Source organism: Kluyvera sp. (assembly GCF_047971185.1).
Lineage (GTDB): Bacteria > Pseudomonadota > Gammaproteobacteria > Enterobacterales > Enterobacteriaceae > Kluyvera.
Genome location: NZ_JBKDZH010000049.1, coordinates 23,825 through 37,447 on the forward strand (window position 1 = coordinate 23,825; position 13,623 = coordinate 37,447).

Genomic DNA, 13,623 nt, shown 5'->3' on the forward strand with positions numbered 1-13,623 from the left:
CCCGATCAAAAGTGATTACTTGGAATTGCTGGTGGATTCAAACTGCTGCGTTAAGTAGCTGCTGGTGCTGTTCAGCGACGTCATTAACACGTCCAGCTGGGTAAATTGTTCTTTGTAGCGCGCGACCTGCGCATCGATACGATCGCTGGCGGCGTTGTAGTCCTTGGTTAATTTGTTCAGCGTTTTGCTGACGCCATCGGTGGCGGCCTTGATGATACCGGTGGTGGAAAGCCAGCTGGTCAGGTTGGTGCCGATGGTGGTGGTGATACCGGTGGTTTTACCGTCGCCGACGATTAAGGTGCCCACGCCGGAGGCATCTTTTTTCAGCGCGGCGGTAAGTTTGTCGGCATCCAGCTCAAGCTGGCCGTTGCTCGGGTCGGTGGAGATACCGATCTGCGCCAGCGTTTTGTACTGCGACGAGCTGACGGCGTTGCTGAGCATGCTTTTCAGCTGGGTCTGAATGGTGCGCAGCGTCGAGTCGCCGAGCAGGGCACCGTTGTTGGCGCTCTGGCTATCGGCACCGGCATCGACGGCGGTGTATTTGGTCAGGCTATTAAAGGTATCCAGCAGCGTGTTATAGGCGGTGACCCAGTCGCTGATGGCGGTTTGTGCCTTGGTGGTGTCCTGAGTGATGGTCAGCGTCTGGTTGCCGGTGGTGACATCGTTCAGGTTCAGGGTAATGTTTTCCAGCGCATCGCTGATGGTGTTGCTGCTGTTTTCAATGGCAACGTTGTTGACCGTCAGTTTGGCATTCTGGGCGACAACGGAGACGTCCATTCCGTTGCTGCTGGCTTTGGCGTCATAGCCCATAAAGCTTTGCAGCGCGTCGTCACCATCGACGGTCAGCGTCATTGCGTTGTCGCTGCCCGTGTCGTTCGCGGTCACCGATAAACGATATTCACCGTTACCGACGTTAATGATACTGGCGCTGACGCCCGCTTTGGCGTTGTTGATGGCATCGCGAATACCGCTCAGCGACGAGTTGGCCGCGCTGATATCAATGGTGACCGGGTCTTTACCGCCGCCTTGTTGAATCGTCAACTTGCTATCGCTGGTGGCGATGGCGGTTTTGGTATCGCTTTTGGTGGTGCTGGTGGTCAGCGTTTGCGCCTGCGCCAGATGGCTGATGCTGATGGTGTATTTACCGGCAATCGCGTTGCCCGCCGTCGTGGCGCTAAACGCGGTGCTGCTGCTGGTGGTGGTGGTCGCGGAAAACAGGTCGGCCTTTGACAGCGCGGTGTTAGCGGTCTGGAAGGTGGTCAGGGCGCTTTTCAGCGTTCCGTAGGCGCTCAGCTTAGCGGTATAGGATGTCTGCTGTTTAGAGATAGGGGTCAGCGTCGCTTTCTGGGCGGCGGTGAGGCTATCAAGAATGCTGCTTAAATCCAGGCCCGACCCGACTCCCAGCGATGAAATACTTGCCATGTGATTTCCTTTTATCTGTCGACACGTAGAACGAATACCGGAGTTATCGGCCTGAATGTCGCAAAGTTTACGCCTGATGATAAATTTCTAATGGCAGGAATAAGGGCAAGAGGAAAGAGTATTTCGGCGGCTAAAAAAAAGCGTGATTACGAAAAAAAATTCTAAAGGTTGTTTTACGGCAGACGATAACAAGTTTGACGGCGATTGAGCCGACGGGTGGAAACCCATTACGTAATCAACGACTTGCAATATAGGATAACGAATCATGGCACAAGTCATTAATACCAACAGCCTCTCGCTGATCACTCAGAACAATATCAACAAGAACCAGTCTGCTCTGTCGAGTTCTATCGAGCGTCTGTCTTCTGGCTTGCGTATCAACAGCGCGAAGGATGACGCAGCGGGTCAGGCGATTGCTAACCGTTTCACCTCTAACATTAAAGGCCTGACTCAGGCGGCACGTAACGCCAACGACGGTATCTCCGTTGCGCAGACGACTGAAGGCGCGCTGTCTGAAATCAACAACAACTTACAGCGTATTCGTGAGCTGACCGTTCAGGCCACTACCGGTACTAACTCCGATTCTGACCTGGACTCCATCCAGGACGAAATCAAATCCCGTCTGGACGAAATTGACCGTGTATCTGGTCAGACCCAGTTCAACGGCGTGAACGTGCTGGCAAAAGACGGCTCCATGAAAATTCAGGTTGGTGCGAACGATGGCGAAACCATCACGATTGACCTGAAAAAAATTGACTCTTCAACTCTGAACCTGACCAGCTTTAACGTGAATGGCAAAGGTGCTGTTGACAATGCTAAAGCAACAGAATCGGACCTGACTACCGCTGGTTTTACCCAAGGTGCTGTAGATACTAATGGCAATAGCACCTGGACTAAATCTACGACGACGAACTTCCAGGCAGCAACAGCAGCCAGTGTGCTTGGTTCAGTGAAGACTGGTAGCACCATTAGCTATACCGGTACCGATACTGGCTTAGGGGTTGCAGCCAGTGGTAATTACACTTACGACGCAACTAACAAGTCCTATACATTTGATGCGACAGGCCTCACCGGTGCTAACACTGCGACTGCTCTGAAAGGTTACTTAGCTACAGATACTAATACCGCCAAAATTTCAATTGGTGGTACTGAGCAAGAAGTGAACATCGCTAAAGATGGTACCATCACCGATACCAACGGCGATGCTCTTTATCTGGATACAACGGGCAACCTGACTAAAAACAGCGCAGGTACTCCGCCAGTTGCTACTCTGGATAATGTGTTGGCTTCTACACGGGATGCCACCATCAGCTTCGATAGCGGTATGAAGGTTACTTACACTTCTGGTACTGGCGCAGATATCACTGGTGCATCAATTTCCGCTGCTGATATGGCAACAAAATTGGATGGAAAGGCATATACAGTTGCTACTGGTGCTGAGTCCTATGATGTTGCTGCAACTACAGGTGCAGTGACTGCAACTACAGGCGGCGCAGCCGTATTTACTGATACTGATGGCAAACTCACTACCAGCCCGAGCAGTACAGTTACCCAGACCTACCATGAATTTGCTAACGGCAACATCTATGATGATAAAGGTGCTTCTCTTTACAAAGCTGCTGATGGTTCTCTTACTACTGAAGCAACAGGTAAGTCTGAAGCTACTACCGATCCGCTGAAAGCTCTGGATGACGCAATTAGCCAGATTGACAAATTCCGTTCTTCCCTGGGTGCTATCCAGAACCGTCTGGATTCCGCGGTCACCAACCTGAACAACACCACCACCAACCTGTCTGAAGCGCAGTCCCGTATTCAGGACGCCGACTATGCGACCGAAGTGTCCAACATGTCTAAAGCGCAGATCATCCAGCAGGCCGGTAACTCCGTGCTGGCAAAAGCCAACCAGGTACCGCAGCAGGTTCTGTCTCTGCTGCAGGGCTAATCGCTCGCTTCCTGACCCAACCCCGCCTCGGCGGGGTTTTTTGTTACTGAAATTTCACTTACTCCGTAAATAACCCCACATTTGCCCCACTGTTCCACCGATTAAAACGGCTACAGAAACGGATAATCGTGCCGATAACTCATATTAATGCAGGGCTGTTTATCGTGAATTCAATGTATACCGCTGAAGGTGTAATGGATAAACACTCGCTATGGCAACGCTATGTGCCGTTGGTGCGCCATGAAGCGCTGCGCCTCCAGGTGCGTTTGCCGGCGAGCGTGGAACTGGACGATCTGCTCCAGGCGGGCGGTATCGGCTTATTGAACGCTGTTGAACGCTATGACGCTCTGCAAGGTACGGCATTTACCACTTACGCAGTGCAACGCATCCGTGGGGCGATGCTGGACGAACTACGCAGCCGGGACTGGGTGCCGCGTAGCGTCCGGCGGAACGCGCGTGAAGTTGCGCAAACGCTGGGTCAACTGGAGCAAGAGCTGGGACGAAACGCGACGGAAACTGAAGTCGCGCAGCGATTGGGGATTGCGGTTGAGGAATACCGTCAGGTGCTGTTAGATACCAATAACAGCCAGCTTTTTTCCTACGACGAGTGGCGAGAAGAGTATGGCGACAGCATCGAACTGGTGACGGAAGAGAATCAGCATGAAAACCCGCTGCATCAACTGCTGGAAGGCGATCTTCGCCAGCGCGTGATGGAGGCGATTGAAGCCTTACCGGAGCGTGAAAAGTTGGTGTTAACCCTCTATTACCAGGAAGAGCTTAATCTCAAAGAGATTGGCGCGGTGCTGGAAGTGGGGGAGTCGCGCGTCAGTCAACTGCACAGTCAGGCGATCAAGCGTCTGCGCATCAAACTGGGTAAGCTTTAGGTTTAAAGAATGCCGCATTAATCAATGAAAACCCGGAGTTATCATGATGATGCAGGTAAAAAGACGGCCACTAAGCCGCTATTTGAAAGACTTCAAACACAGCCAGACGCACTGCGCACACTGCCATAAACTGCTCGACCGCATTACGCTGGTCCGGCAGGGGGAGATAGTCAATAAAATCGCGATCTCCCGTCTTGATACATTGATGGATGAAGTGGCGTGGCAGCATGAACGCGAAGCCTGGTCCGCGCTGTGCCGTTTCTGCGGCGATCTGCATTGTAAAGAGCAGAGCGCCTTCTTCAATATCATCCGCTTTAAACAATATCTGCTTGAACAAACGGACATGAGCGCGGGAACCGTGCGGGAATACGTGGTGCGCTTGCGTCGTCTCGGTAATCACTTTGCCGAACAACAGGTACCGCGTTCGCTGCTTCAGGAACCTTACGCCGACGAGAAGCTGGAGGCGTGGCTACCGGACACCAGCACCAACAATTATCGTATCGCCTTACGTAAATACCTGCGCTTTCAGCGCCATCTGCCGTTGAACGACGAGCAAAATTTCGCAGACCGGGAAACCTCTGATATATATTAAATTGGAATAAGATGTATCGCATGGGTGTTTGTCATTGCTGACGAACGGTTTACACTACGAAAAAATCGATGTTTTTCGGGGGCATAATGAAATTGAATTTTCTGGGTCGTCAGGCGCTGATGGGCGTAATGGCCGTTGCGTTAGTCGCGGGGGCAAGCGTGCAGGCGTTTGCAGCCGAAAATTTATTAAACCAGGTAAAAGAACGCGGCACGCTGCGCGTTGGGCTGGAAGGCACCTATCCCCCGTTCAGTTTCCAGGGCGATGACGGCAAGCTGACTGGTTTTGAAGTTGAGTTCGCCAACGAACTGGCGAAGCACCTTGGCGTGAAGGCCGATCTGAAACCGACCAAATGGGACGGCATGCTGGCGTCGCTGGACTCCAAACGTATTGACGTGGTGATTAACCAGGTGACCATTTCGCCGGAACGTCAGAAAAAATATGACTTCTCTACCCCGTACACCATCTCCGGTATCCAGGCGCTGGTGAAAAAGGGCAGTGAAGACACCATCAAAACCGCCGCCGACCTGAAAGGGAAAAAAGTGGGCGTCGGTCTGGGTACGAACTATGAAGAGTGGCTGCGCCAGAACGTGCAGGGCGTGGACATTCGTACCTACGACGATGATCCGACCAAATATCAGGATCTGCGCGTAGGCCGCATTAACGCGATTCTGGTCGATCGCCTGGCAGCGCTGGATCTGGTGAAGAAAACCAACAACACCCTGGCGGTCGCCGGTGATGCGTTCTCCCGTCAGGAATCGGGCGTTGCGCTGCGTAAAGGTAACGATGACCTGCTGAAAGCGGTAGATAGCGCGATTGACGCCATGCATAAAGACGGTAGTCTGAAGGCGCTGTCCGAAAAATGGTTCGGTGCAGACGTTACGCAGTAATCGCTCTGAAGGAAAAAAGGCGCTGAAAGAGCGCCTTTTTTTATTTAAGGCGCATAATAAAAACGAGACCAAGGAGATGCTATGTCACTGCAAAATTTAACCCGTTTCCCGCGCCTGGAATTTATTGGCGCGCCGACGCCGCTGGAATACCTGCCGCGTTTTTCCGACTACATCGGGCGCGACATCTTTATCAAACGTGACGACGTGACGCCGCTGGCGATGGGCGGCAATAAGCTGCGCAAGCTGGAATTTCTCGCCGCCGACGCGCTGCGCGAAGGTGCCGACACGCTGGTCACCGCTGGGGCGATCCAGTCTAACCACGTACGCCAGACCGCGGCGGTGGCGGCAAAACTGGGGCTGCACTGCGTGGCGCTGCTGGAAAATCCGATGGGCACCACGGCGGAAAACTATCTCAGCAACGGCAACCGCCTGCTGCTGGATCTGTTTAATACCCAGGTCGAGATGTGTGAGGCATTGACCGACCCGAACGCGCAGCTGGCTGAACTGGCGACGCGTCTTGAAGCGCAGGGCTTTCGTCCTTATGTGATTCCGGTGGGCGGTTCAAACGCGCTGGGGGCGCTGGGGTACGTGGAGAGCGCGCTGGAAATCGCGCAGCAGTGCGAAGGTGCGGTGTCGATTTCCTCCGTGGTGGTCGCTTCCGGCAGCGCGGGAACCCATGCCGGTCTGGCCGTGGGGCTCGAACAGGTGATGCCGGAAGCCGAGCTGATTGGCGTCACCGTTTCCCGCAAGGTGGCCGATCAACTGCCGAAAGTGGTCACGCTCCAGCAGGAAATTGCGCGCAGCCTTGAATTGACGGCTACCGCCGGGATCACGCTGTGGGACGATTATTTCGCCCCGAGCTACGGTATTCCGAACGACGCCGGCATGGAAGCGGTGAAACTGCTCGCACGTCTGGAAGGCATTCTGCTTGACCCGGTCTACACCGGTAAAGCGATGGCCGGGCTTATTGACGGCATTAACCAGAAACGCTTTAAAGATGAAGGGCCTATTCTGTTTATCCATACCGGCGGCGCGCCTGCGCTGTTCGCCTATCATCCTCACATTTAAATAGAACGCGCTCATGCAAGAAAGTATTCAATTAGTGATCGACTCCGCGCCGTATCTGCTCAAAGGCGCGGTATTTACCCTCCAGCTCAGTATCGGCGGGATGTTCTTTGGGCTGGTGTTGGGCTTTATTCTCGCGCTGATGCGCCTGTCGCCGGTTGCGCCGGTGCGCTGGCTGGCACGCTGCTACATCTCTATTTTCCGCGGTACGCCGCTGATCGCGCAGCTGTTTATGATCTACTACGGTCTGCCGCAGTTCGGCATTGAGCTGGATCCTATCCCCTCGGCGATGATTGGCCTGTCGCTGAATACCGCGGCCTATGCTGCTGAAACGCTGCGTGCGGCGATTTCGTCGATCGATAAAGGTCAGTGGGAAGCGGCGGCGAGTATCGGCATGACCCCGTGGCAGACGATGCGCCGGGCGATTCTGCCGCAGGCGGGCAGGGTGGCGCTGCCGCCGCTGTCGAACAGCTTTATCAGCCTGGTGAAGGACACTTCGCTGGCGGCAACGATCCAGGTGCCGGAACTGTTCCGTCAGGCGCAGCTGATCACCTCCCGCACTCTGGAAGTGTTCACCATGTACCTCGCCGCCTCGCTGATTTACTGGGTGATGGCGACCGTATTGTCGGTGCTGCAGAACTATTTTGAAAATCAGCTTAACCGCCAGGAGCGAGATCCGAAATGAGCGCAATTGAAGTCAAAAACCTGGTGAAAAAATTCCACGGCCAGACGGTGCTGCATGGTATCGACCTCGAGGTGAAAGAGGGGGAAGTGGTGGCAATTATCGGGCCGAGCGGCTCGGGAAAAACCACGCTGCTGCGCAGCATTAACCTGCTGGAACAGCCGGAAAGCGGCACCATTCGCGTCGGGGATATCACCATTGATACCGCCCGCCCCATCAGCCAGCAAAAAGGGCTGATCCGCCGCCTGCGCCAGCACGTCGGCTTTGTGTTCCAGAGCTTCAATTTGTTCCCACACCGGACGGTGCTGGAGAATATTATTGAAGGGCCGGTGATCGTCAAGGGGGAAGATAAACCTGGCGCGATTGCCCGCGCTCGCGAGCTGCTGGGTAAGGTGGGGCTGTCCGGGAAGGAGGAAAGTTATCCGCGGCGTCTGTCTGGCGGCCAACAGCAGCGTGTGGCAATTGCCCGCGCTTTGGCGATGCGCCCGGACGTGATCCTGTTCGACGAACCCACGTCGGCGCTGGATCCCGAGCTGGTAGGGGAGGTGCTGAACACCATTCGCGCGCTGGCGCAGGAAAAGCGAACCATGGTCATCGTTACCCACGAGATGAGCTTTGCCCGCGACGTGGCGGACCGGGCCATCTTTATGGATCAGGGGCGGATTGTGGAACAGGGTGAAGCCAAAGCGCTGTTTGCCAATCCGCAGCAGGCCCGTACCCGTCAGTTCCTGGAAAAATTCCTGATGCAGTAATCGCATTGGGGCGCGTCGGGTATCCCATCCCGGCGCGCCGTAAGCGGGACTTAATTTGCATCGAAAATGATGACGCCAGTATACCCTCATCTTTTTTATGAGAAATTTTACTTAAGTATGTCCAATCAATGGGCAAATATTATGTTGTCCGTATCGCGTGCAAAGCGCCTGAAGACAGCAATATCGCGTATTGAGTTACGAAAATAGGGTATATTAAGATTATTTTGACGATGCGTGATATTTTATACATATAAATAAGATTTATGTGTTAGGTTTCTGTATTCATAAAAATGATTATTGATCAGGGGGTTTCTCGTTCGTTATGAGAGACGATGATTTTTTCAGTTGGCGGCGGGAAGTGCTGCATCTTTTCCAGGCGGCTACGGCAAGCGAACAGATATACGCGTTACTTCAACAGCAAACAGAATATCTGGAATACGATTTCTTCGCCCTGTGCGTTCGGCATCCGGTGCCGTTTACCCGACCGCGCATTTCGGTGTACACCACTTATCCTGATGCCTGGATGTCGCACTATAAGTCTGCGAACTATATGGCTATCGATCCGGTGCTGAAGCCAGATAATTTTTCGCTCGGCCATTTACCCTGGGATGATGAGCTGTTCAGCGACGCGCAGGAGCTGTGGCACGCGGCGCGCGCGCATGGCCTGCAAACCGGTGCGACGCAGTGTCTGATGCTGCCTAACCACGCCCACGGTTTCTTATCGGTGTCGCGCACCCGTATTCCGCACCTTACGCACGATCAAGATGAAATCGCGTTGCGGTTACAGATTCTGCTGGAAATGAGCCTGCTGGCGTTATTACGCGTCGAAGATGAAATGGTGATGCCGCGGGAGATGAAATTCAGTAAAAGGGAATTAGAAATTCTGAAATGGACGGCGGAAGGGAAAACCTCGGCGGAAATCTCTATCATTTTATCGATTTCTGAAAATACGGTGAATTTCCATCAGAAGAACATGCAGAAGAAATTTGATGCCCCGAATAAAACGCAGATTGCCTGCTATGCGGCGGCGATTGGATTGATCTGACTCGTATTCACGTTCTGCGTGCCAGACGACAAACCGGCTGTCAACAGCGATGCTGACAGCCGGTTTTTTATTACTGGCGGTAAGCTTGTTTAATTTGCTTAACGGTGCTGGTAAATACGGCAGCCTGAGCTTCATCTTCTAACTGCGCAATTTGCTTTTCCATCTTAATAATCACGCGACCCGCATCAGCCTGGCCCATCGCCTGCAGCATCAGGGTCAGCATAGCCTTCAGGCAGGATACTTCCTGGGCCAGATTTTGATTATTTTCTGCGGTGGAAAAATCAGGTGTGCTCATTTATTGCCTCGTACAATTTCTGCGCATTATGCGCGATCAGGATTATGAAAGCGGCGCAGTATACCACAAGCGGAGAGAAAAAAAGGAGTGCCTGTTTTTTGCGCGCTGCTCAGATGTGATATTCATTATTATTTCAACTGTCTGTACAGCGGGTTAGCGGTAAATTGTTTAAATACGGTTCCGGCATCGTTAATTATTGTTACATATTATAAGGGGTATTTATCAAATATACGACAAAGCGCCTGTTTACGCGATTAATCGCTGCGAGCATACTGACATCTGCCCTTGCCATCTTACTGTTTTTTCGCGCTTTCCAGCGTGTGTACATGATTATTTCCAAAAACGAGATCGAAATCGAGACTCTGGCATTTTTAGACTTTCACAGATGATATAAAACCCGGTAGTATGGGGGAATTAAGCAGTAGTAGCGTTATCCCTATTCTGGAGATTATTCCTTTGATCAACGTCCTTCTTGTTGATGACCACGAACTGGTGCGCGCAGGGATACGACGCATTCTCGAAGATATAAAAGGTATTAGAGTCACCGGTGAAGCCAACTGCGGAGAAGATGCGGTGAAGTGGTGCCGTGCTAACCCTGTTGACGTTGTGCTGATGGACATGAATATGCCCGGCATCGGGGGCCTCGAAGCAACGCGTAAAATCGCACGTTCCGCGGTCGATACCAAAGTTATCATGTTAACCGTACACACGGAAAATCCGCTGCCGGCTAAGGTGATGCAGGCAGGCGCGGCGGGTTATCTGAGTAAAGGCGCTGCGCCGCAAGAGGTGGTTAACGCCATTCGCTCGGTATTTTCCGGCCAGCGTTATATCGCGTCAGACATTGCTCAGCAAATGGCGTTGAGCCAGATTGAGCCGGAAAAAACGGAATCGCCGTTCTCCAGTTTGTCTGAACGTGAATTGCAGATTATGCTGATGATCACTAAAGGTCAGAAGGTGAATGAGATTTCAGAGCAGTTGAATCTGAGTCCCAAGACGGTGAACAGTTACCGCTACCGTATGTTTAGCAAGCTGAACATACACGGTGACGTTGAGCTGACGCACCTGGCAATTCGCCATGGCCTGTGCAATGCGGAGTCGTTAGCAAGTCAGTGAGTGATGTTTTTGATTCAAAAGCCTTCCTGAAAACTGTGACCAGCCAGCCCGGCGTTTATCGTATGTATGATGCCGGCGGCACGGTCATTTACGTTGGCAAAGCCAAAGATCTTAAAAAGCGCCTTGCCAGCTATTTTCGCGCCCAGGTTGCTTCCCGCAAAACGGAAGCGCTGGTGGCGCAAATCGCCCAGATTGACGTTACCGTCACCCACACCGAAACCGAAGCGCTGTTGCTGGAGCATAACTACATCAAGCTCTACCAGCCGCGCTATAACGTGCTGCTGCGTGACGATAAATCGTATCCCTTTATTTTCCTGAGCGGTGACGCTCACCCGCGTCTGGCCACGCATCGCGGCGCTAAGCATGCCAAGGGCGAGTACTTCGGTCCTTTCCCTAATGGCTATGCGGTGCGGGAAACGCTGGCGCTGCTGCAAAAAATATTCCCTATCCGCCAGTGTGAGAACAGCGTCTATCGCAACCGCTCGCGTCCTTGCCTGCAATATCAGATTGGCCGCTGTCTGGGGCCATGCGTTAAAGGGCTGGTGAGTGAAGAAGAGTACGCGCAGCAGGTGGACTACGTGCGGCTGTTCCTGGCGGGGAAAGATGACCAGGTGCTGACGCAGCTGATTGCGCGCATGGAAAAAGCCAGTCAGGCGCTAGCGTTTGAAGAAGCGGCGCGCATTCGCGATCAAATTCAGGCCGTGCGTCGGGTGACGGAAAAACAGTTTGTCTCCAATAACGGCGACGATCTGGACGTCATCGGCGTGGCGTTTGAAGCCGGAATGGCCTGCGTGCACGTGCTGTTTATCCGCCAGGGTAAAGTTCTCGGCAGCCGCAGCTATTTCCCTAAGGTGCCAAACGACACCGAGCTTGGCGAGGTAGTCGAGACCTTCGTCGGCCAGTTCTATTTCCAGGGCAGCCAGATGCGCACGCTGCCGGGCGAGATCCTGCTCGATTTCACGCTGAAAGATAAAACGCTGCTGGCTGACTCGCTATCGGAGCTGGCGGGGCGGCGTATTCAGGTGCAGACCAAACCGCGCGGCGATCGCGCGCGCTACTTAAAACTGGCGCGCACCAACGCGGTGACCGCGCTGTCGACTAAACTGTCTCAACGGTCCACCGTACACCAGCGTCTCCAGGCGCTGGCCGCCGAGCTGAAGCTGCCGGCGATTAAGCGGATGGAGTGTTTCGACATCAGCCACACCATGGGCGAGCAGACCGTTGCCTCCTGCGTGGTGTTTGACGCCAACGGGCCGCTGCGCGCCGAGTATCGTCGCTACAATATTAACGGTATCACCCCGGGCGATGACTATGCGGCGATGAATCAGGTGCTGCGCCGTCGTTACGGCAAGGCGATCGATGAAAGTAAAATTCCTGACGTGATTTTGATCGACGGCGGGAAAGGGCAGCTTGGGCAGGCGAAAGCCGTGTTTGCCGAGCTGAACGTGCCGTGGGATAAGCACCACCCGCTGCTGCTGGGCGTGGCGAAAGGCAGCGACCGTAAAGCCGGTCTGGAGACGCTGTTCTTTGAACCGGAAGGCGAGGGCTTTAGCCTGCCTCCGGACTCACCGGCGCTGCATGTGATTCAGCATATTCGCGATGAATCGCACGATCACGCGATTTCCGGCCACCGTAAAAAGCGCGCCAAAGTGAAAAGCACCAGCTCGCTGGAAACGATTGAAGGCGTGGGGCCGAAGCGGCGTCAGATGCTGCTCAAATACATGGGCGGGCTGCAGGGTTTACAGCAGGCCAGCATCGAAGATATCGCCAAAGTGCCCGGAATCTCGCTTGGCTTAGCAGAAAAGATCTTCTACTCGTTGAAACATTAGGGGCTCTGTAGCAACATAGGGCTAATATTTACTAACAACAGATAGTTACCACGCCATGCAATATAATATCCCTACATTGCTTACGTTGTTCCGCGTCATCCTGATTCCGTTTTTTGTGCTGGCGTTCTACCTTCCGTTTGTCTGGGCGCCGTTTGTCTGCGCGCTGATCTTCTTTGTGGCCGCGGTGACCGACTGGTTTGACGGCTATCTCGCCCGTCGCTGGAACCAGAGCACCCGCTTCGGTGCCTTCCTCGATCCGGTGGCGGATAAAGTGATGGTGGCGATCGCCATGGTGCTGGTGGCCGAGCACTACCACACCTGGTGGGTCACCCTGCCGGCGGCGACGATGATCGCCCGGGAAATTATTATTTCCGCATTGCGCGAGTGGATGGCCGAGCTGGGTAAACGCAGCAGCGTCGCCGTATCGTGGATCGGCAAAGTGAAAACCACCGCGCAGATGACCGCGCTGGTGTGGATGCTGTGGCGTCCGAATATCTGGGTTGAGTGGGCCGGTATTGCGCTATTCCTGGTGGCAGCGGTGCTGACGCTGTGGTCTATGCTGCAATATCTGAACGCGGCGCGAGGCGATTTGCTTCAAGAGTGATCGTTTCGGCGTAATTTTCAGCAAACGATACAAAGTTGCGAAAAATACCGTTGACTCACCGCGTCAGATAAGTAGAATGCAACGCATCGAACGGCAGCACTGATTGCCAGACGATAGCAAAATCAAGTGGTTATCGAATCAACTTGATAATGCGGGAATAGCTCAGTTGGTAGAGCACGACCTTGCCAAGGTCGGGGTCGCGAGTTCGAGTCTCGTTTCCCGCTCCAGATTACAAGCATCTGCGTTAGCGGATGTATAAGATTTAAAGGCGCGTTAGCACAGCGGTTATGTCGCGGAGTGCAACTCCGTCTAGTCCGGTTCGACTCCGGAACGCGCCTCCACTGTCTTCCCTGGCCGGATGGTGGAATCGCTAGACACAAGGGATTTAAAATCCCTCGGCGTTCGCGCTGTGTGGGTTCAAGTCCCACTCCGGCTACCATGGGAAAGACAAGAATAATCAAAGCAATAAGCAGTGTCGTGAAACCACCTACGGGTGGTTTTTTTGTTTTTG

At 53.5% G+C, this 13,623-nt stretch carries 13 protein-coding genes and 3 tRNA genes; 14 read left to right on the plus strand and 2 right to left on the minus strand.

All coding sequences use genetic code 11. The features are described from left to right. Positions 1-15: 15 nt before the first annotated feature. Entirely contained in the window at positions 16-1,422 is a 1,407-nt protein-coding gene (gene fliD / locus ACK5JN_RS13840; RefSeq protein WP_416870715.1) for a flagellar filament capping protein FliD, read from the minus strand. A 265-nt stretch (positions 1,423-1,687) separates the two neighbouring features. Here fliD and ACK5JN_RS13845 point away from each other — a divergent pair, with 265 nt between their 5' ends. The 8 genes from ACK5JN_RS13845 to sdiA all read left to right on the plus strand — a co-directional run bounded on the left by ACK5JN_RS13845 (position 1,688) and on the right by sdiA (position 9,271). After that, positions 1,688-3,364, plus strand: coding sequence for a FliC/FljB family flagellin (locus ACK5JN_RS13845; protein ID WP_416870716.1), 1,677 nt, complete (start codon positions 1,688-1,690; stop codon positions 3,362-3,364). A 164-nt stretch (positions 3,365-3,528) separates the two neighbouring features. Continuing rightward, positions 3,529-4,248 (plus strand): RNA polymerase sigma factor FliA, encoded by a 720-nt coding sequence (locus tag ACK5JN_RS13850; RefSeq protein WP_064544586.1) that lies wholly within the window; start codon positions 3,529-3,531, stop codon positions 4,246-4,248. Positions 4,249-4,288: 40 nt separating this feature from the next. Beyond that, positions 4,289-4,840 carry a flagella biosynthesis regulatory protein FliZ gene (gene fliZ / locus ACK5JN_RS13855; RefSeq protein WP_416870778.1) on the plus strand — a complete coding sequence of 184 codons (552 nt, stop codon included), beginning with the start codon at positions 4,289-4,291 and terminating at the stop codon, positions 4,838-4,840. An 86-nt stretch (positions 4,841-4,926) separates the two neighbouring features. Next, positions 4,927-5,727, plus strand: coding sequence for a cystine ABC transporter substrate-binding protein (gene tcyJ, locus ACK5JN_RS13860; RefSeq protein WP_416870717.1), 801 nt, complete (start codon positions 4,927-4,929; stop codon positions 5,725-5,727). Between the two features lie 81 nt (positions 5,728-5,808). Further along, positions 5,809-6,795 (plus strand): D-cysteine desulfhydrase, encoded by a 987-nt coding sequence (dcyD, locus tag ACK5JN_RS13865; RefSeq protein ID WP_416870718.1) that lies wholly within the window; start codon positions 5,809-5,811, stop codon positions 6,793-6,795. Positions 6,796-6,808: 13 nt separating this feature from the next. Next, positions 6,809-7,477 carry a cystine ABC transporter permease gene (tcyL, locus tag ACK5JN_RS13870; protein ID WP_416870719.1) on the plus strand — a complete coding sequence of 223 codons (669 nt, stop codon included), beginning with the start codon at positions 6,809-6,811 and terminating at the stop codon, positions 7,475-7,477. Further along, entirely contained in the window at positions 7,474-8,226 is a 753-nt protein-coding gene (gene tcyN, locus ACK5JN_RS13875; RefSeq protein WP_416870720.1) for an L-cystine ABC transporter ATP-binding protein TcyN, read from the plus strand. Before tcyL ends, tcyN begins: the two co-directional genes overlap by 4 nt. Before the next feature lie 322 nt (positions 8,227-8,548). Next, on the plus strand, positions 8,549-9,271 hold the full coding sequence (sdiA, locus tag ACK5JN_RS13880; protein WP_416870721.1) for a transcriptional regulator SdiA: 723 nt from the start codon (positions 8,549-8,551) through the stop codon (positions 9,269-9,271). A 70-nt stretch (positions 9,272-9,341) separates the two neighbouring features. Here sdiA and ACK5JN_RS13885 read toward each other — a convergent pair whose 3' ends face one another. Beyond that, positions 9,342-9,566 carry a DUF2594 family protein gene (locus ACK5JN_RS13885; RefSeq protein ID WP_416870722.1) on the minus strand — a complete coding sequence of 75 codons (225 nt, stop codon included), beginning with the start codon at positions 9,564-9,566 and terminating at the stop codon, positions 9,342-9,344. A gap of 456 nt (positions 9,567-10,022) precedes the next feature. Between ACK5JN_RS13885 and uvrY the strand changes: the two genes are divergently transcribed. From uvrY to ACK5JN_RS13915, 6 genes are all read left to right on the plus strand, one after another. Beyond that, positions 10,023-10,679 carry a UvrY/SirA/GacA family response regulator transcription factor gene (uvrY, locus tag ACK5JN_RS13890; RefSeq protein WP_064544562.1) on the plus strand — a complete coding sequence of 219 codons (657 nt, stop codon included), beginning with the start codon at positions 10,023-10,025 and terminating at the stop codon, positions 10,677-10,679. After that, complete coding sequence (gene uvrC / locus ACK5JN_RS13895) at positions 10,676-12,508, plus strand: excinuclease ABC subunit UvrC (protein ID WP_416870723.1); 1,833 nt, start codon at positions 10,676-10,678, stop codon at positions 12,506-12,508. Before uvrY ends, uvrC begins: the two co-directional genes overlap by 4 nt. A 55-nt stretch (positions 12,509-12,563) precedes the next feature. Then, a complete protein-coding gene (pgsA, locus tag ACK5JN_RS13900; protein WP_416870724.1) occupies positions 12,564-13,112 on the plus strand; it encodes a CDP-diacylglycerol--glycerol-3-phosphate 3-phosphatidyltransferase in 549 nt (182 codons plus the stop codon). Positions 13,113-13,263: 151 nt separating this feature from the next. Then, a tRNA-Gly gene (locus ACK5JN_RS13905) sits at positions 13,264-13,339 on the plus strand. A 40-nt stretch (positions 13,340-13,379) separates the two neighbouring features. Next, positions 13,380-13,453, plus strand: a tRNA-Cys gene (locus ACK5JN_RS13910). 11 nt (positions 13,454-13,464) lie between these two features. After that, positions 13,465-13,551 (plus strand) — tRNA-Leu (locus ACK5JN_RS13915). Positions 13,552-13,623: the final 72 nt, after the last annotated feature.

Bases quoted from the DNA above. Each gene is read 5' to 3' on its own strand.
- dcyD (WP_416870718.1), top strand. From the start codon at position 5,809: ATGTCACTGCAAAATTTAACCCGTTTCCCGCGCCTGGAATTTATTGGC.
- tcyN (WP_416870720.1), top strand. From the start codon at position 7,474: ATGAGCGCAATTGAAGTCAAAAACCTGGTGAAAAAATTCCACGGCCAG.
- ACK5JN_RS13885 (WP_416870722.1), bottom strand. From the start codon at position 9,566: ATGAGCACACCTGATTTTTCCACCGCAGAAAATAATCAAAATCTGGCC.
- tcyL (WP_416870719.1), top strand. From the start codon at position 6,809: ATGCAAGAAAGTATTCAATTAGTGATCGACTCCGCGCCGTATCTGCTC.
- tcyJ (WP_416870717.1), top strand. From the start codon at position 4,927: ATGAAATTGAATTTTCTGGGTCGTCAGGCGCTGATGGGCGTAATGGCC.
- sdiA (WP_416870721.1), top strand. From the start codon at position 8,549: ATGAGAGACGATGATTTTTTCAGTTGGCGGCGGGAAGTGCTGCATCTT.
- ACK5JN_RS13845 (WP_416870716.1), top strand. From the start codon at position 1,688: ATGGCACAAGTCATTAATACCAACAGCCTCTCGCTGATCACTCAGAAC.
- fliD (WP_416870715.1), bottom strand. From the start codon at position 1,422: ATGGCAAGTATTTCATCGCTGGGAGTCGGGTCGGGCCTGGATTTAAGC.
- pgsA (WP_416870724.1), top strand. From the start codon at position 12,564: ATGCAATATAATATCCCTACATTGCTTACGTTGTTCCGCGTCATCCTG.